The organism is Ignavibacteria bacterium, from assembly GCA_017302895.1.
In the GTDB taxonomy this organism is placed as follows: Bacteria; Bacteroidota; Ignavibacteria; order Ignavibacteriales; family Ignavibacteriaceae; genus UTCHB3.
In genome coordinates this window covers 855,156-874,113 of the sequence record JAFLBV010000001.1, presented here as the reverse complement: position 1 = coordinate 874,113, position 18,958 = coordinate 855,156, and the positions used below count along the sequence as shown (strand labels likewise).

The following is an 18,958-nucleotide window of genomic DNA, read 5'->3' as shown; positions in this document are numbered from 1 at the left end:
ACCTTTACAGTTTGAAGTTCTTAAGTTTTTCAGGGATTCTTTCGTTTGTCATCAAATAGTCAATCGTCTCTGCTTCTCTGATCAGTTCGACTGTTTTATCTTCCATGATCATGACCACATTCGGTCTCATCTGGATGAACTGCATCCATTGGGTCATATCGTATGCACCGACATAATCTATAACCAGTTGATCACCCTTTTTCATAACGGGAAGTGTAATACTCTCCGCAATGCAGTCGATATTCATGCAAAGCGGTCCGTAGATGGCAGTATCTTCGGTCATCATTCCACTGTCCTGAGCGGGGGTGATCTGGTGTTTGTACCAGAATCGTGTGAAAAGCAGATTCACACCTGCATCGATTATCATGGCTCTTCTGCCGTCTGAAAGCCGTTTCATGGCAAGAACAGTTGAGAGAAGATGTGCTGTGTCGTCGATCAGGGCTCTTCCCGTTTCAAGAACGAGCATCGGCAATTCATCTTTCGCATAAGGGAGCTCCAACAGGGAAGTTGTAATTGCATCCGCAAACTGTTCAATGGATGGTAAAATCTGTTCTGCAGGGAGATACTGACCATTTAGTGTGTTGTTCGATGGAAATCCACCCCCGAGATCTATATAGTCGAGAACATGATTGTACTCTTTTTTGAGCCAGGATGCGAGTTCAACCATTTTATCGCCGGCAATTTTGTAAGCGTCAGCACTCATCATATAGGTGCCGATGTGGGTATGCAGTCCGACAAGATTTAAGCCGGTGGAAGTAATAATCCTCCGAAGAGCCTGTTTTGCTTCACCGTTCTCATAGTTAAAGCCGAATCTGTCCCACTTTGGATAAATTCCTGTATCCATATTAACCCTGATAGCCACCTGGGCTTTTTTCCCTGTTTCCTCAGCAAGCTCAATTATGTCATAAAGTTCATCAAAGTGGTCGATGTGTATCTTTGCACCTTCGTTTATTGCTCTTTTAAGTGATACTTTGTCCTTATCGGGACCGTTGAAAAGGATATGTTCCCCTTTCACACCAAGACGGCGTGCCTTGTCATATTCAAATCCTGACACCACTTCCGCCCATGAACCTTCCTGATGGAAAACCGAGCAGACTGCATTCAGGTAGTTTGTTTTGTATGACCATGCAAACTGCACTTTTGGATAGCGGGTTTTAAATATTCTGTTAGCTTTCTTTTGATTTTCCCTGATTTTTCTTTCAGAAATAACGAAAAGAGGAGAGCCATATTTTGCAGTGAGCTCACTTACAGGAATTCCATCAATATTTGTTTTTGGTGTATTTACAGGTCTTGAACCAAATTTATTCATAAATCCCGAAAACTGTTTCAGCACTACGGGGCGTTCGTATCTTTTTTTATCTGCCATTTTAAATAACTCCTAAAGTGGAAATTTGAGCAAGTTTGGAGACATCTGCGAGGAGGTCCCATGAGCATCTTACAAACATTTTACCGACTGTATAATCTGTGAAAGGGGTAACCTTCTCACCGTTAGCCATTTTAACCATAGCAGCGGGAAGGTTTTGTCCCGCACCGGGTGCCAGATATACCCATGCGGGGAATCTTGGGTTAATTTCAAGGAGATAGTATTCACCCGTTGATTCAGATTTCATAAACTCGAGTTCCATCCCGCTTTTCCATTTGATTTTCGAGATTACTTTCCTCGATATTTCAAGAAGTGCCGGCTCGGTGATTGTAACTCCCGACCACCCCTTCCCCTTGTCGGTTATGTAAAGTTTTTTCATCGGTACAGCTCCGGTCATTCCGCCTTCGCCGTCACCGAGAGCAACCACATTATATTCAGAACCTTTTACAAACTCCTGGATAATTATTGGATAGCCCCATTTATTCGCAAGTTTTTTAAAGTGGGCAGTTGCCTCTTCAAAATTGTTTGCAATGTAAGCCTCGTAGAATATCCCCTTTATAACCACAGGGTAGCTGAACTCCGAGGGGATCGAGTAGAGGTCCTGTATGGATGTTGCGAGGGTGTTTTTTGGCACCGCTATACCGTTCGCTTTGCAAAAGCCGAACAACTTGTCCTTCCCTCTGATGTTGAGTTGCTCTACCGTTGGCAGAAATGTCTTGATGCCGAGTGCATTCAGCTTCGGTTCAAGCTTCACAAAGCCATAGAGTTCACTGTCAAGTGTAGGGATTATCATATCGATTTTTTCGATACTGTGGATATAAGCTATCCTGTCGTATAAAGCATCCAACCCCGAGGAGGGATACGGAATCTGGTAACACTTGTCAGCCGCATTATCCATATAGATCCCCGGTTCAAGGGAATCATAAATTAAGCCAATTAATTTAAGGTCGGGGATACCGGCCTCTTGCAGGCTTCGCATTACCGGAATACCGGGACCGGGATTATCTGTGGCGTTTAAGCCGGTTACTGCTATTTTCATATCTCTTTTACAAGTCCGAAAGATAATAATCGATTAATGTAATCTTCGAAATCTCTTTCAAAGGTTTGTTTGTCAACTTCATAATTTTGAAGAATGTAAGTGAATATCTCATCGGTATTATGGTTCCGGTGGATCATTTCATATATCTCTTTCGCAATCTCATTCATATTAAAGGTTTCACCGGTATTTCCAAGAAACACAAAACCTGTATCACTTACAGCAGCATATCCGGGCACTTCAAACTGACGCATATATATTTCTCCTATTTAAGAATAATCATTTTTTTTGTTTGGGAAGTGTTGCCCGTGGTGAGTGTGTACATATAAACACCGGTAGGCACCCGTATTCCTGAATCGTTTGAACCATCCCATTGAACGCTTTGTACGCCGGCAGGCATTTCATTTTGAAGCAATGTTTTTACTTTAGCTCCGTTCATATCATAAACCACGAGCGAAACAGGAGATGCTTTTTCAAGACTGAATTCTATTTTTGTCTCGGGATTAAAGGGGTTTGGATAATTTTGCATTAACTTAAAACCGTATTCGATCTTTCCGTCAGCACCCACTCCTGTTGCGCCCGTTGAATAGACTTCGTAGAAAAAATTACCAAACAGTGGATATTCATACTTTACAACTACCAACTCCAGCAAACCGTCATTGTTTATGTCTGAGACACTGGGATAATTGTAATAAAAATTCGGGTCGTTCTTTTCCATGAGTACATCACCGGATGCAAGATCAACTATTTTAAAGGACTGTCTGTAATTGGTGGAAACTCCGTTGTAAGCAAGTATGTAGGCATCTACAAAGCCGTTCCCATTTAAATCCTGTTGCAGTGAATACAACTGTGCCCCTGCAAGTCTCTCGGGATTGCTAAAAATGTATGAGTACTGCACAGTTGTTGAAAAGCCGGTTTGCATTATATCGAACCGTGTGCTGTCGATAGTATAAATTCTTTTTAACCAGTTATCTCCCTGTTTCTCAAAGTTCATCCATCCCGAAAGCTTTGAGTAGGGAAGCCCCGAAGAAGTCCATTGTAATTGAAACTGTGGCAGAAGTGTGAATGAAAAAAGTGCAAATGAAAGCAGCAAATATTTTTTCATTTTAATAGCCTTTTATTAAATCGTATTTTTGTTATTTAAAGTAGTTTTTTTAATGATGCAAAGTTAATACATCAAGTTGTTTAATTTTGTGTCTGTATGACAGAAAGTTACAGAACAAGGTTTAAACTGAATAAAGTCACCCATTTTTTTGGTACCAAATGAAAATTTTAACAGCGGTCTTTTTTTTGATGCTACTCTCATTTGAATCGTTTCCTCAATCAGGATTTAAAAATGTTGATGATCTGTTTAAAAACGGAGAGTTTAAGAAAGCCGCTTCAGAAATTTACGGTCTCCTTTCGGACAGTAAACTCTCGCCGTCTCAGGTCTATGACTTGAGGTTCACCCTCGACCTTATGGAACGGATAAAAAAGGATTTTACGAAATCGAGAGAGGAAGTTAAAGCTTTTCTCGTTAAATACTATCCTGCCGTTACCAATGAACAGTTGGATGCATGGGAAGCAAAAAGGGCTCTCGAAGTGAAACTGATTGACGGTGAGAAAAAATACTTTAAGCTCGCTGCGCGAAATCTTTTCAGAATTGACAAGGAAGCAAAGAAAAGATGGGAAGAAGTTGAAGGGAAATCACCCGATCTTCTCGATGAATTTCTGCTCGATCTGCTCCCCGATGTGATAAAAGAGAGCAAAAAGCGGGACAACAGGCTCGTTAAACCGGTAACGATCAAGGTAAAATATACTCTTACGGTTAAACCAAATGCCGTACCATCGGGTGAAATTGTGCGTTGCTGGCTACCCTATCCCGCTGAGGTTCGTGACAGACAGACGGGTGTGGAGCTTATCTCAGCCAATTATGAAAATTTTGTAATTTCTCCTTATACAACGACTCATCGTTCCGTTTATCTTGAAGCACCCGCAGAAAAAGACAGTCCGCTGGTTTTTGAAGTGGAATACAAATACAGAGCCTACTCGGAATTTAACAACATCGATTTTACAAAAAAATACACCATTGACACCTCTTCCGACCTGTATGACATTTATACAGCCGAAAGATTGCCGCATATCCCCTTTACTGATGAACTGAAGGCTCTGTCGGCGAAAATTATCGGAGGAGAAACCGAACCCATAAAGAAATTTAAACTTATTTACGAGTGGATCAACGACAACATCCCGTGGGCAGGTGCTCTCGAATACTCGACCATACCCGATATTGCTTCCTATTGCTACCAAAACATGCACGGCGACTGCGGAATTCAGTCTCTTCTCTTCATAACACTCTGCAGAATGAACGGAATTCCCGCAAAATGGCAGAGTGGATGGATGCTCCACCCGCCGGAGGTGAACCTTCACGACTGGGCGGAGGTTTACTTTAATGAGACAGGTTGGATTCCGGTGGATCAATCGTTCAAATTGAAACCTTCCGATGATCCTGTTGTCAGATATTACTATCTTGGCAATACTGATAACTACCATTTTATAGTGAACGATGATTTCTCAGGAGAATTCTTCCCGGCAAAAATCCACCCGCGAAGTGAAACAATCGATTTCCAGCGGGGTGAAGTTGAGTGGAGAGGCGGAAACCTCTACTTCGACAAGTGGAATTACAACATTTATTTAGATTATACATCAGAGAACTGAGGCATTTGTGTTAAAAAAACTTTTACTCCTCCTTTTTATTTCCCTTGGCGTTGTTTGGGCTCAAAATACGGATGAAGACGACTACGAACCGATCGAGAGAGCCCCTGCTTTCGATTCACCGTTCGGTGGAGGTGGTGGTTACTTCGGTGGAATAATGTTCACCGATCTTGCAAAACTGAACAGTGCACTCGCCGGATTTGGCACACCCGATCTCTCACAATCTTCCTACTTTTCAGGCGGAGGCGGATTCGTCTATATTGGCGTCATAAAACACCTTCGGCTCGGTGGAATCGGGATGACCTCAGGTACCTCTTCTAAAGGAACCGTAAACGGATTCGAGAAAGAAACCCGCTATTCAAATTCTTTTGCAGGCGTAACGCTCGAATATTCACTCCCCTTCATCAGAAACTGGGCACTTTCCATAGGTGGAATAGTTGGAATTGGTGGTCAGGATATCGAGATTTACAGACACAAGGGAGCTGTTGACTGGAATTCCGATCTCACAACTTTCAAAGATGACCCCCTTGGCACCACACAAAGCCTCGGAAGGAAATATACCAATACCTACATGGTTTTGGCACCCACTCTGAATGCAGACATCCTGCTTCATCCGCTGATCTCATTGAGAGTCGGAGCAGGTTATTCATTCTCCCTTTTTGGTGAGACATGGAAGGCTGACAACGGAGTGGCAGTTAATAATTTTCCCGCAAATGATGTGAAGGGTAACTCCTTCTTTATTCAGGTTGGGGTGCTGGCTGGTCTTTTCTTTTATTGATTTTTTTAATTATCTAAATTTCAAGGATTATTCTTAGTATGAAAAACATTCTGGTTACAGGAGCCGCAGGTTTCATCGGCAGCAATTTTGTTAATGCACTTTTGAAAAAAAGAGATGACATTTTTATAGTTAATCTCGATAAACTGACCTACGCAGGCAACCTCGAAAATCTTAAGGCTTCTGAAAATCATAAAAATTACAGATTTATAAAAGGTGACATTGCGAACCCTGAACTGGTTGAATATGTCTTTCAGAAATACAAAATAAAATTCGTCGTCAATTTTGCTGCGGAATCACATGTCGACAGAAGCATACTCGGTTCAAAAGTGTTTTATGAAACCAATGTAATCGGAACAAATGTACTTCTCGAAACTGCCCGCAGATTTGAAGTGGAGCGATTCCTGCAGGTTTCCACTGATGAGGTATACGGTTCCCTTGGAGCCACAGGCTACTTCACCGAAACCACACCGATTTCACCAAACAGCCCCTATTCCTCAAGCAAAGCTGCAGCCGATATGATGGTTCAGGCATTTTATCACACTTACGGCATGCCTGTGCTTACAACCAGATGTTCGAATAATTACGGACCTTTCCAGTTCCCCGAAAAGCTTATCCCGCTGATGATTATTAATACTCTCAACGGGAAAAAACTTCCCGTTTACGGTGACGGATTGAATGTAAGAGACTGGATATATGTTCTCGACCACAACTATGCAATTGAAACTGTTCTCGAAAAAGGTAAACCCGGTGAGGTTTACAACATCGGTGCAAAAAACGAAATGACCAACATCGAAATCGTTAAACTTATTCTGAATCACCTCGGAAAAGGTGAAGAGATGATCGAGTATGTGAAAGACAGACCCGGACACGATCGTCGTTATGCCATCGACAACACCAAAATTGAAACTGAACTCGGCTGGAAACCTGAATTTTCCTTCGAAACCGCAATCGGTGAAACAATCGACTGGTACCTGAACAACAAAGAATGGTGGCAACGGATCATTTCAGGCGAATATGAGAAATATTACTCACAACTATACGGAAAGAGGTAGTTGATGAAGCAATTCCTTTTGTTGCTTTTCCTCCTCTCGCCTCTTCTCGTGGCCCAAAAAGACAAAACCCCGATGGGAGTGAACGAAGGGAAGCTGAGTGTCAGCATCGTTGGGAACCCTCAGCTTGCAGGCTCTTTTCCCGCAGCACCCGGTGAGAGAGTTGACCAGTTCCTCACCAGAGTAATGTATAATGCTGCTGTGGAAAAGGCCACCATCTGCCTCAGAAATATAAAATTGAAGAGGGAATCAGGTGAGATTCTTACAATCGACATACAGAAATTCCGGATTAACGGCGATGTCAACCAGAACCCTTACCTTAAAAATGATGATGTGATTATCCTTCCGATTGCGGATTTTAAGGCAATATATTACGAGATCGAGGGAGCCGTAAACAACGCAGGCAGGTACCACTTCATTGATGGCGACAATCTGCAGGATGCCATCTATTACGCACTCGGAAACAGTTCCGCTTTCCAGGGTTACGACTCCACTACCATCTACAGGTTGAGTTACGACAGAACAAAAATGGAAAAAATTCGCGTCGCCACCACTTCAAACATTAAACTGCAAAACCGTGACCGGATTGTGGTTGGTGATGAACAACCATTTATGGATGACTTTAAAATTCTTGTTATTGGTGAAGTAAACAGACCCGGTTATGTCCCTTTTGGAAGAAAACAGCAAACCCTCAAGGATGCTCTCGAACTCGCGGGAGGACTGACTCCAACTGCTTCGCTTAACAATATCCGCCTGTTAAAAAGCAAAAACCTCCCTTCAAGCGTTATCCGTGCATACTATGGTGTCGATGCTCCAAGAGAAAAAGTGGATATGCAGGAGGATAAAAATGTCGTGGATATTCAAAAATTTATGGCTGAGTTGAGTTCGCTCGATTTTCTTAACCTTTACAGACTCTCCGGTCTGAACGAGAGGGATACCTCATACCTCAAACTCGAAGCTCAATTGAATTTTTACAACAACAGCCAGTTGATAGATTTGACGGTTAAAAATGACACCCTGAGAAGTTTCTATGAAAACTATCGTGTCCAGATGGGTGACATCATTGTGGTCTCCAGCCTTCCGATTGGAATAAACATGGTCGGGCAGGTGCCTTATCCGGGTTGGATTCCATACTCTCCCGGAATGGATTTTCAGTATTACATCCGTCAGGCCGGGGGATTAAACGACTATGCAAATGCCGATGACATCATGGTCATCAAAGGGAACACAAAACAGTGGCACAAGGCTTCGGAATTCAGGGGTTCTCTCGAGCCGGGCGACTATATCTATGTCCCGAAAGAGGCTCAGCGTTCGTTCTGGTCTTATCTCGGTGATACGGCTCTCGTACTGGGAATCATTGGCAACATCGCCACCCTCGCAATTCTCTTCATAAATGTGATGAAATGATTTTGACACGGGGAGCGGGAAAAAAATTCCGTTCCCCCTGCAACCTTTTTTAAGTTGTCCTGGTCTAAAAACATGAAGTCATAACAACGCATGAGACCAGACAATGAAAACAGTATTACTCACAATCGCACTTATTTTAATAGCTATCATCCTCTTTTTTACAACCGTTAGCGCCGCCGGTTGATAAATTATTCCTTTCAACCGAAAATTTTTTAGATTTTTGTTTTTAAATCTTAATTTTGCAACTGTAATCATTTCCAAAAAGGACATAAAGTGAAAATATAACTCCCCATCACCGCTAAATACAATTAACAATTCATGTTAGCAATGGAGTTATTATGTCCCGAATCTCTGTATCAAACATTTCGCTTGTTTTCCCAAACGGTTTTACCCTCTTATCCGATATTTCCATCTCCTTCAATCCCGGAGTAACGGGACTTGTCGGCAGCAACGGCTCAGGGAAATCCACACTCGCCAAAATTGCCGCCGGTTTGATCGTCCCTTCATCAGGAAGTGTAACCCGCCCGGAAAAATTAATATACCTTGAACAGGAGTTTTTCGAATCATCAGGTGACACCGTAGCCTCACTATTGGCAGTCGAACTCAAATATCTCGCTTATCTCAAGATCACCGCAGGAAGCGGAACAGAAGCGGATTTTATCGAACTTGATGATGACTGGGAAATTGAGGAAAAGATTCAAAAAGCTTTGGCAAAGACCGGATTAACCGGGTTTTCGGGTGCTTCTCCTGTCTCCACGCTGAGCGGGGGTGAGATCATAAAAGCCCGCCTTGCCTCCCTTTTCATGAATGATTACGACTTTGTAATCCTCGATGAACCGACAAACCACCTCGACAAAAATGGACGAAATGCCGTTTTCTCATTCATTGAAGAATTTCCAAAAAACAAAGGTCTGATCGTTATCTCACACGACAGGGAATTGTTGAGGAGGGTCGACAGAATCTTTGAAATATCGGAAGCCGGCATCAGGATTTTTGGCGGAAACTACGACCTCTATAAGGAAATTACTGACTCGGAAAAAGAAGCCGCTATCAGAATGTTTGAGGAGAAAAAGCGAAAATTGAACAACGACATTTCGAAGGCAGAGGCTGTAATTCACGACCAGACAGCAAAAAGCAAACGGGCGGGAGATTCAAAAAAAAATTCGGGGGTTCCTAAAATTATGCTCGGAAAAATGAAAGAGACAGGCGAAAAAACCCTTAAAAAGAAAATTGAGGCTCATACTGCCAAAATCGTGAGAGCCAAAGAAGAAATTACCGAGGCAGAAAAGAGAATAAGGAAAGAGAAAAAAACCACCTTCGATTTTTCATCAGGTGGGAAAAATTCTTCAGTTGTATTCGCCTGTACCGGGTTAAATATCAATTTTGATGACAGAATACTCTGGGATTTTCCTCTGAACCTGACAATTTCCCGCGGCGAAAGAATCCGCGTAACGGGATCAAACGGTTCCGGGAAGTCCTCTTTTTGTAAAGTGCTCACCCGTGATATAACGAATGTTCTCGGGGAGATACACATCCTCCCCGTAAACACAGTTTATCTCGACCAGAAACTTTCCTTCCTCGACAGGTCAAAAACCATACTCGAGAATGCAGCTTCGGGAAACAAAGGCAAATTTAACGAGACCGAAACGCGAATCAGACTCGGACGACTCGGATTTTATGGCGATGACTGTCACAAACTGACGGGTTCTCTCAGCGGAGGTGAGTTAATCAGGGCAGCAGTCGGGGTTCTTGTTTCTCTCAACGAACCCCCTGACCTCCTGATATTGGATGAACCGACAAACAATCTCGACCTGACCGGAATTGAAATGCTGCAAAAAGCCATCGGTTCATACCCCGGTACTCTTGTAATAATCACTCACGATGACGATTTTGCTGTCGGGTGTGACCTTACAATGGTTGTTGATATGGATGAACTTTTATGAGTAGAGTTTTTCCGCTTTTTCGGCCGATATGACAATACCTTTTATAAGTGAGGAACTGAATCCCGAGTGTTCCATCTGGTTCAGTCCGGCGATGGTACAGCCGCGCGGAGTGGTCACTTTATCCACTTCACCTTCGGGGTGGGTTCCCTTCTGCAAAAGAAGTGAGGCTGCTCCCTTGGCTGTCTGGGCTGCCATAAACAGTGCATCCTCGGCGTGAAATCCGATTTCGATTCCACCCTGTGAAGCTGCCCTTACCGCCCTGAGGAAAAATGCAATACCGCAGGCACAAAGAGCTGTTGCCGGAACCATAAGGTCTTCTCTGATCACAATTGCTGCACCCAGAGGTTCGAACAGTTTTACCGCTCTGTCAAGTGCATCTTTATCCTCGGAATCCCCGCAGAGGCAGGTCATCGATTCTCTTATCGCAACGGCAGTGTTGGGCATGGCACGGATAACGGGCACCTTTTTGGTCAGGTGTGACTTCATATCCTTTACCGAGGCACCGGAGACAATCGATATTACTTCATGCCTTCCCTCTACAAGTGCAGAATCAATCTCTTCAAGAATCCCGTTCAGCTCCTTGGGTGTAACCGCCACCACAACCAGATCAGCCATCTCAACAGCGTTTTTGTTGTCGGTTGTTACCGTCATACCAATCTGTTCAAACTTTTTCAAACCTTCGAGGCTCCGTCTGGTGACGATGATGTCTTCACTTTTTATCAATTTCGATTCATTTATGCCCAATGCAATTGCGGAACCAATATTTCCCGCTCCAATTATTGCGACTTTTTTGTTGTTCAATGTTTTGCCTTTTTGTTAATATTTTGACCGCAAATAAAAGAAATTATTGATTAACTGCTCTATTTTCTTTAAACTTTCATTTCCATGCAACGGTCTAACTTTCATAAAAAAGATCGAGAGAATAATGTCAAAACCAAACATAACCGCCCTGATTTTCCACACACTCATAATATTTTCAACCTTACTTTTTACCTCCTGCTCCTCGGGTATCGAAGTGATGAGCAAGCAAACTGACAGCCCCGTTCAGGTTAATGGTGAGCGAAGCGACTGGGCTGGAAATCTCACTCAAGTTGACGATGGTAAAATGGCATTCGGATTCAAAAACGATGCACAGTCACTTTACATCCTTGTTGTTACTCCCGACCGCGCAAATGCGATGAAAATTTTAATGCAGGGACTTACACTTTGGATAAAGAGTGATGACGGCGAAGAACTTGGGATTAAATATCCGATGAAACCACTTACCGAGGACTTGAGGGAAATCCGCGGTGCCGGTAACAAAAAAGAACTACCCGAGCTCCCTGAATTTGTCACTGCTTTGAAGAGAACCAACGACCAGATTCAGGTCATCACAAAAGATCAATATCCAATCTACACTTCAGAAGCATCAAAAGGAAAGTATTTGAGAGGTAGCTTCGGAATGAACGAGGGGCAGTTTGTTATCGAAATGCAAATCCCCCTCTCAGGTGATGACATCTCACAAAGACTCTTTTCCGCCAAGCCATCCAACATTTCCCTCAAATTTGAAACAGGGAAATTCGAGATGGAGGGCGTTCGTCCCAGTGGCGGCATGGGAGGTGACGGTGAAGGAAGACCCGGTGGCGGTGCCATGGGTCGCGGCGGAGGTAAAGGAAACCACGGCGGCACCCGTCCCGGTGGTGGTGAAAGACCAAACTTTGAACCGCTTAAATACTCGTTTAAGGTTGTGTTGGGGAAGTAAGGAGATTTTTTCTGAGTGTTAGGAGTTTGGCTTAACTCCAAGTTCGATATCATGAATAATTTAGTAGAGGATTTTCGCTAATCTAAGGGACTAATTATAACTCTGAAGCAAGGTGACTAGTTTAAATCATCTGCGTTTTTCTGCCCAATCTGCGTGCATCTGCGTTCTCAAGAAGAATTCCTTGAAGATTCGTGTTTATTTTGTGTAATCAGTGGAACCATTCTTCCGCCTCTCAAAAAAACCCAATTTTCATATTTTTATCAATAAATTTTTCAATTCAGGGGTTACTCTCTTTTGTCTGAAAACTCAGAAACACATACATTCCGAACAAGATTTTTTTATTCTCCTGCTTTTGTTAAATTTGTAACGCTAAATCACTTTTGGATCGGAGGAAAATTGGTTACCAAAAAAAAACTCGCCCGTGCGATAGAAATTTGCAAGGAAAATGGCGTGACAAAAATTTTACTTTTTGGAAGTGCGGCCAAAAACCTGCATGAAGCAAGAGATATTGATCTGGGCGTTGAAGGAATTAGCGGTTGGGAGGCTTTGGCCCTTGCCGGGAAAATTGAAAATGAAATTGGTGTTGATGTTGATATAGTCGATATTACAAAAGAATCCGACTTCATAAATCATATCAAGCAACATGGCAAAGTAATTTATACCTGATTAATCCCTCCACCCATCTGCGTTTTTCCGTCTAATCTGCGTGTATCTGCGTCCCAAAAAACTCTCCGTGAAATCCGTGCCAAATCCGTGTAATCTGTGGAACCATGTTTCCGCTTCTCAAAAAAAACCTCCTTGTTTCACCCTTTTTTCCGATAAATTTATTAAGTTACGGGTGACCTAACTTAAACTTGTTCGAGGAGTGAAACATGAAAAGGTTGTTACTGTTTTCGTTCATGATTCTGGTCGCGTTTAATAGTGTTTCAAGTGCCGGGTCAAAGGGTCCGACACTTACCACCGTCACAGAATCCATACTCAATTTTATGGATGACGGCAGATGGTATCCCAAGACTGTATGGAATATTCTCGGGATGCAAAGCGGGGAAGAACTAAAAACTACCATCAAAGATATGAATGGTAAGATCGTTGCAGATGCAACATGGCAGTTTACCGCCAACTACGACGGTGAATGGGCAAAAGTAACAGATTGTCTTAAATTCTCACCAACAGGTCACCCAACTACAGCTTTCGACAAGCTGCCCGTCTTCGCACCGGCAAACTATAAACTTGAAATCTACGCCGGCGGGAAACTGATCTGGGAAACTCCTTTCGAAATCACTAAAACCGTGAAAGCCGGAAAGGCAAGGTATGCCTGCACCGGTCCCTGGCAGGACATCGCATACATCTATGAAGATGACGGTTCAAACGGAGGTATTGTGTCATTCTGGTTTGCAGGTCCAACCGATGTAAAGTGGTTCTGGGAAAACAACGACGGATACGAGCGAACCATGGAACTGAGGTCGGAAGTGATCAAAAATGGTGAAGTGCTGGTTACAAAAGGTCCCGAACAGTACGATCATTTTACCAGCTACCCGGGTCAAACAAGAAAATTCGGAAAATCTGTTGCCTACACAATGGATTTCAAACCGAAAGTAATGGCCAAGGACGGCGAGTACAGAATTGTGATCTATGCAAGCGACCAGTATAAAAACCAGTGGAATCCGATTGTCGATTTTACCTTCCCGGTTGTCAATGGTAAAATTCCGATAAACGAGGAGCTCTCGGGGGAGAAGTCAGACCCTCTCCACAGGTGCATTACATCGTCTGCTTATTATAAAAAAGGAGCCGTGAAGAATACTGTACCAAACTATCGTTAACAGGCTGAAAAACTTGGAATACGGGCAGTCTCGAATGCGGCTGCCCTTTTCAATCCGGGGCAAACAACTTTCCATTTTTCTTTTTGAGAGAAAAGACCTATATTTGTGGTCTAACTTTATCCCTTTCCGGAGGGGTGGGAGAGTGGCTTAATCCAACGGTTTGCTAAACCGTCGTAGGGATTATACCTTACCGCGGGTTCGAATCCCGCCCCCTCCGCCAGTTTTGTCCCCTGAAACGGGGACTTTTTTATTTTAAAGGGACCTGCCCCTCCGCGGGTTCTGCCAACGGCATCCCTTGGGGAGAATCCGCCCCCTCACAGCTCATGTAAGCTGCTCCAAAAGCGAGGCGTCTTTTTTGTAATGCAAAACTGTTGACTGATTAGAAATTAATTCGTATCTTTCCGAATGAGATTTTTCAAATTCCGCCGGTACTCTTGTTTCATCCCGACGCTGGTTCTGGCGATTTTCCTTTTTTCCTTTTTTCACTCCGAACTTGGACTGTTTAATTATGATCATGGAAATCATTCAGAACATGACCATTGTGAAATCGTTCAGGTAACCAACACAGCCGGTGTTTCCTTTAAGTTAACTCACCCCAAATTGGAGATAAATGAGTATCTCTCTGTTACTATCAATTCAGGAAACAGAGCCTGCGATTTTAGAAAACAAACGGGTGTTGAAAGCAACTTCTCTGTAGATAATCCTTCTTCGTTATCCGCCTGTATCCGAAATCGTGCACTTCTGATTTAGCCTCTCCTAAAACAACAATTTAATTATGATTTTTCGCTCTTCTTTTGAAGGGCTTTCACTGTTTTATTTGTTTTGGAGCAAAATTGGATTCTTCACTAAAAATGTACTCAATTATTACGATGCTTTTATTTATCCTTGTGGGTTGTTCCGGGGATGAACAAAAGGTTACGAAAGAAGAACATCACGATGAAAAAAGTGGTGCGATCGAAATTAAATTAACAAAAGCGGTTCAAAAAGATATTGGACTAAAGGTCGAAACCCTTCAACTGACGAATGCAAAAGGGTTTCTAAGTATACCTGCCAAAATTGTAACAAACCAAAACTCTGAAGCCTTGATCGGATCACTGGTACAGGGAAGAATTAAGAAGGTCTATGTAAATGTTGGAGACAATGTCAAGCAGGGGCAGGTCCTTTTCTCAATCGAAAGTCTGGAAATTGGCGCACTAAAAGCCGGTTTGATAAAAGCCAAGGCAAATCTGGATTTCGCAAAATCGACTCTTGAGAGAGAAAAAACATTATTCGAGAAAGGGTTCAGTTCACAACAAATGCTGGACCAGGCTAACGCTGAATATAACAGGGCACTGGCAGATTTTAATGCTGAAGATAAAAAAATACATGCTGTCGGGCTTGAAGACAAGGATGTTTTTGATGTAAAAGGGGATGCCCTGCACTCTTCGGGACTCCTCTACATAAAATCGCCGATCAACGGGACTGTAGTTGAGAGAAACCTGGTTACGGGTCAACTTGTTGAATCAACTTCAAATGGTTTGCGGATTTTAAATACAAGCAGTGTCTGGGTTGACGGGCAGGTTTATGAAAAAGATATAAACAGAATAGTAAAAACAGGGAAACTAACCTTTGTCACCCTTGCTTATGATGATGAGGAATTTTCCGGCAATATTATAAATATCGGTCAGACGGTTGATGAAAAAACCCGCACAATTACTATTCGGGGTGAGATTCCGAACAGAGGAGGCAAACTTAAACCGGAAATGTTTGGCGAGATGACTATCCGTATTGGAGAAGAAGTTGAAACCTTGATGCTGGATTCTGAGGCTCTCGTGAAAGAGGGGTCGGAAGAGTATGTTTTTGTCCAGATTAATGACACTCTTTTCGAGAAACGAATTGTAAAAACCGGATTTCATTTGGATGAAAAGGTTGAGATTACTAAAGGTCTTAAAGCAGGCGAGAAAGTGGTTACTAAGGGTTCATTTTATCTAAAATCAGAGCTTAAGAAGGAAGAAATTGAAGGGGATGCGCACTAATGCTTGAAAAAATAGTAATCTTCATACTTAATCAACGAGGATTGGTGGTATTTGTTTCCCTTGTAATTGCTGTTCTTGGGATATATTCTTATATCAATCTCCCCATTGACGCTTTCCCTGATGTAACAAACAATCAAGTCGAAATAATTAGCCATGCAGACGGTTTGTCTGCTATTGAAATAGAGAGGGATGTTACATATCCTATTGAGATGTCGATGCGGGGTTTGCCCGATGTTGAGCAATTAAGATCGGTTACCAAATTTGGTCTCTCGATAGTGACTATAATTTTCAAAGATAATGTTGATATCTATTTTGCAAGGCAGCTTGTTTTCGAAAGACTTGCCGAAGCCAGGGAACAGGTGCCTGCAGGCGTGGAGATGACTTTGGGTCCAGTCGCCACGGCGATGGGTGAGATATATCAATATACAATTGAGGGGAAATCCCCAGCGGATTCAATAGAAAGAATAAAATATCTTACTGAATTGAGGACTCTGCAAGAATGGGTAATCACTCCTTTCCTTAAGAGTATAAATGGGGTGAATGAGATAAACTCATTTGGGGGATACTTTAAACAGTATCAGGTGAATATAAGTCCTGAAAAATTAGTAAAGTTCGATATCTCGGCAAATGATGTTTTTGCTGCAGTTACGAATAACAACCAGAATGTCGGTGGGAATATTCTCGAGAAGAACTCCGACCAATATATTGTTCGTGGGGTGGGATTGATTGAAAATCTGAATGATATCAGGGATATAGTGCTTAAATCATCGGACGGAACACCGGTTCTTTTGGGGGAAGTTGCCGAAATTAAAATTGGAGAAGCTGTAAGAACCGGTGCAGCCATGATAGATGGTAAGCAGGAAGCTGTTGGAGGAATTGTAATGATGCTCAGGGGGGAGAACAGCAGAGAGGTTGTGGAAGCGGTAAAAGAGAAAGTGGAAGAAATCAACACAGGTAATGTGCTTCCGGACGGATTAAAAATTGTACCCTATTATGACAGGTCAGAGATTGTAAACGCCAGTGTAAACACAGTTAACAGGGCGTTAATGGAAGGAGCAATTCTTGTCCTTTTGATTCTTTATCTCTTGCTTAGAAGTTTCAGAGCAAGCCTTGTAGTTCTAATTGCTCTGCCATTAACTTTGTGTGCAACATTTATCGTGATGAAAGTTGTTGGTTTAAGCGCAAATTTGATGTCGCTTGGTGGACTCGCAATTTCGATTGGTATAATCATTGACGCAGCGATTATTCAAGTGGAAAATGTTCAAAGACATTTGAGTGAATCAAACGGTGATTCTCAAAAACTTTCCACAGTACTTAAGGGTGTGCTTGAAGTGAGGAAACCAAGTATCCTCGGCGAAATAATCATAGCAACCACATTTATCCCGATTCTCACCCTCGAGGGGATTGAAGGGAAGATGTTCGCACCGCTTGCCCTTACAGTAGGAGCCGCGATTATATGCTCTCTCTTGATATCAATTTTTATAACTCCTGTGTTGTGTTCAATCTTCTTAAAAGCTCAGCCTGAAAAAGAGAGTTTTGTTATGAAATATGCTCAGAGGTACTATCTGAGGATATTTGAGATTGCCCAAAGGAAGAAAGCAATTATTCTGGGTGTTGCTTTTTTGTTTTTGGCGGCTGCACTCTTTACTTTCACCAGGTTGGGAACAGAGTTTATTCCCATTATGGACGAAGGAGCATTTGATGCGGATGTTGCGTTGTTGCCCGGTGTCTCTCTCGATAAAGCAATGGAAATCAACAAACTTGTTTCAAAAAAACTTAAGGAATTTGCAGAACTTGGAACAGTTGTAAGTAAAACGGGGCAGACAAGCACAGCTCTTGATACCCGGGGTGTTGATAAGACGGGACTTGTTGGGATACTGAAGCCGAGAAGTGAGTGGAAGGAAGATATTTCGCGGGAAGAGTTGTTTGGCAGAATGCGTGAATCGCTTGAAACCATCCCCGGGATAGGATTTGGATTCAGTCAACCGATCCAGTGCAGAATTGATGAGTTGGTTGCCGGAACAAAGTCACAATTGATCATCAAACTCTTTGGAGAAGATTTGGATACCCTTAAACTCAAAGCTGGGGAAATAGTCAGTATTCTCTCCTCTGTTGATGGAGCGGAAGATATTATGGCTGAAAAAGTAGGCGGGCAACCATATCTAACCGTCAAAATTGACAGGAGTAAAATTGCTCGGTACGGACTGAATATAAGTGATGTGCAAAATATTATTGAAATTGCGATTGCGGGAAAAACAGCTTCCCGTTTTTTTGAAAAAAATCGAAGTTTTGATATTGTCTTAAGACTTCCTGAGAGATACAGGAATTCGGTCGAATCAATTGGTAATATCATGGTCCCGACCAAAACGGAAAACCGTCTTCCACTTCGACAGTTGGCAACAATAGGGATTATCGAAGGTCCTGTCCAGATCAGCCGTCAGGATGGTATTAGAAGGATCGGGATAGAATTGAATATAAGTGGTAGAGACATGGGTGGATTTGTTGCAGAAGTGAAAGAAAAGCTCAAAGAAGGTGTCAGACTGCCTTCAGGATATTATCTTTCCTGGGGTGGGCAATTTGAAAACCAACAGAGAGCTACCGAAAAACTGGTAATAATTGGGCCTTTGGCGGTTGGTTTAATATTTTTATTACTTTTTGTTACTTTCAGATCAATCAGGCGAGTGCTGTTGGTGATGTCAAATCTTCCATTTGCATTAATAGGAGGAGTGTTTTCATTGTACATTTCAGGGCAGTTTTTATCTGTTCCTGCATCAGTTGGTTTTATCGTATTATTTGGAGTTGCGGTGTTAAATGGTGTTGTACTTGTGTCATATATTGCTGATCTGAAAGAAAATGGGATGGAACTTCATGAGGCAATCAAAACAGGAAGCATGTCACGCTTGAGACCTGTGTTAATGACAGCATTGATAGCAATTACAAGTCTTATTCCAATGCTATTTGCCACGGGTGCCGGATCTGAAATACAGAAACCGCTGGCAACCGTTGTAATCGGAGGGTTAATCTCTTCAACATTGCTGACACTTGTTTTGATTCCGGCTTTTTATCCATGGTTTGAGAAAAAGGATTCTTAGAGAACAACAGAGGGGAACAG

General features: G+C 42.5%; 16 protein-coding genes and 1 tRNA gene. 12 read left to right on the top strand and 5 right to left on the bottom strand.

The window, feature by feature from the left end; translation table 11 throughout:
- Positions 1-4: 4 nt before the first annotated feature.
- The 4 genes from J0L60_03385 to J0L60_03370 are packed head-to-tail and all read right to left on the bottom strand — an operon-like array spanning position 5 to position 3,504.
- A complete protein-coding gene (locus J0L60_03385) occupies positions 5-1,366 on the bottom strand; it encodes an alanine racemase (protein ID MBN8545154.1) in 1,362 nt (453 codons plus the stop codon).
- A gap of 1 nt (position 1,367) precedes the next feature.
- Positions 1,368-2,402 (bottom strand): ATP-grasp domain-containing protein, encoded by a 1,035-nt coding sequence (locus tag J0L60_03380; GenBank protein MBN8545153.1) that lies wholly within the window; start codon positions 2,400-2,402, stop codon positions 1,368-1,370.
- Complete coding sequence (locus J0L60_03375) at positions 2,399-2,653, bottom strand: PqqD family protein (protein ID MBN8545152.1); 255 nt, start codon at positions 2,651-2,653, stop codon at positions 2,399-2,401. The genes J0L60_03380 and J0L60_03375 overlap by 4 nt, the downstream gene beginning before the upstream one ends.
- Before the next feature lie 11 nt (positions 2,654-2,664).
- Positions 2,665-3,504 (bottom strand): T9SS type A sorting domain-containing protein, encoded by an 840-nt coding sequence (locus tag J0L60_03370; protein MBN8545151.1) that lies wholly within the window; start codon positions 3,502-3,504, stop codon positions 2,665-2,667.
- 188 nt (positions 3,505-3,692) lie between these two features.
- Between J0L60_03370 and J0L60_03365 the strand changes: the two genes are divergently transcribed.
- From J0L60_03365 to J0L60_03345, 5 genes are all read left to right on the top strand, one after another.
- Entirely contained in the window at positions 3,693-5,096 is a 1,404-nt protein-coding gene (locus J0L60_03365; protein ID MBN8545150.1) for a transglutaminase domain-containing protein, read from the top strand.
- A gap of 7 nt (positions 5,097-5,103) precedes the next feature.
- Positions 5,104-5,871, top strand: a complete 768-nt coding sequence (locus tag J0L60_03360; protein MBN8545149.1) for a hypothetical protein — start codon at positions 5,104-5,106, stop codon at positions 5,869-5,871.
- A gap of 38 nt (positions 5,872-5,909) precedes the next feature.
- The gene (rfbB, locus tag J0L60_03355; GenBank protein MBN8545148.1) at positions 5,910-6,923 is read left to right on the top strand and encodes a dTDP-glucose 4,6-dehydratase; all 1,014 of its coding nucleotides are present in this window, start codon (positions 5,910-5,912) and stop codon (positions 6,921-6,923) included.
- 3 nt (positions 6,924-6,926) lie between these two features.
- On the top strand, positions 6,927-8,327 hold the full coding sequence (locus J0L60_03350) for an SLBB domain-containing protein (protein ID MBN8545147.1): 1,401 nt from the start codon (positions 6,927-6,929) through the stop codon (positions 8,325-8,327).
- A gap of 338 nt (positions 8,328-8,665) precedes the next feature.
- A complete protein-coding gene (locus tag J0L60_03345) occupies positions 8,666-10,270 on the top strand; it encodes an ABC-F family ATP-binding cassette domain-containing protein (GenBank protein ID MBN8545146.1) in 1,605 nt (534 codons plus the stop codon).
- On the opposite strand, the gene proC is transcribed toward J0L60_03345, so the two are convergent.
- Positions 10,265-11,071: a pyrroline-5-carboxylate reductase gene (proC, locus tag J0L60_03340; GenBank protein ID MBN8545145.1), complete on the bottom strand. Its 807-nt coding sequence runs from the start codon at positions 11,069-11,071 to the stop codon at positions 10,265-10,267. The genes J0L60_03345 and proC overlap by 6 nt on opposite strands.
- Before the next feature lie 124 nt (positions 11,072-11,195).
- Here proC and J0L60_03335 point away from each other — a divergent pair, with 124 nt between their 5' ends.
- The 7 genes from J0L60_03335 (at position 11,196) to J0L60_03305 (ending at position 18,938) form a co-directional block, all read left to right on the top strand.
- Positions 11,196-12,011, top strand: a complete 816-nt coding sequence (locus J0L60_03335) for a hypothetical protein (protein ID MBN8545144.1) — start codon at positions 11,196-11,198, stop codon at positions 12,009-12,011.
- A gap of 396 nt (positions 12,012-12,407) precedes the next feature.
- Positions 12,408-12,677: a nucleotidyltransferase domain-containing protein gene (locus J0L60_03330; protein ID MBN8545143.1), complete on the top strand. Its 270-nt coding sequence runs from the start codon at positions 12,408-12,410 to the stop codon at positions 12,675-12,677.
- Positions 12,678-12,883: 206 nt separating this feature from the next.
- Positions 12,884-13,831, top strand: coding sequence for a hypothetical protein (locus J0L60_03325; protein ID MBN8545142.1), 948 nt, complete (start codon positions 12,884-12,886; stop codon positions 13,829-13,831).
- A 128-nt stretch (positions 13,832-13,959) separates the two neighbouring features.
- A tRNA-Ser gene (locus tag J0L60_03320) sits at positions 13,960-14,051 on the top strand.
- A 185-nt stretch (positions 14,052-14,236) separates the two neighbouring features.
- On the top strand, positions 14,237-14,581 hold the full coding sequence (locus J0L60_03315) for a hypothetical protein (GenBank protein MBN8545141.1): 345 nt from the start codon (positions 14,237-14,239) through the stop codon (positions 14,579-14,581).
- 83 nt (positions 14,582-14,664) lie between these two features.
- On the top strand, positions 14,665-15,846 hold the full coding sequence (locus tag J0L60_03310; GenBank protein MBN8545140.1) for an efflux RND transporter periplasmic adaptor subunit: 1,182 nt from the start codon (positions 14,665-14,667) through the stop codon (positions 15,844-15,846).
- Positions 15,846-18,938: an efflux RND transporter permease subunit gene (locus tag J0L60_03305; GenBank protein ID MBN8545139.1), complete on the top strand. Its 3,093-nt coding sequence runs from the start codon at positions 15,846-15,848 to the stop codon at positions 18,936-18,938. Before J0L60_03310 ends, J0L60_03305 begins: the two co-directional genes overlap by 1 nt.
- Positions 18,939-18,958 lie beyond the last annotated feature (20 nt).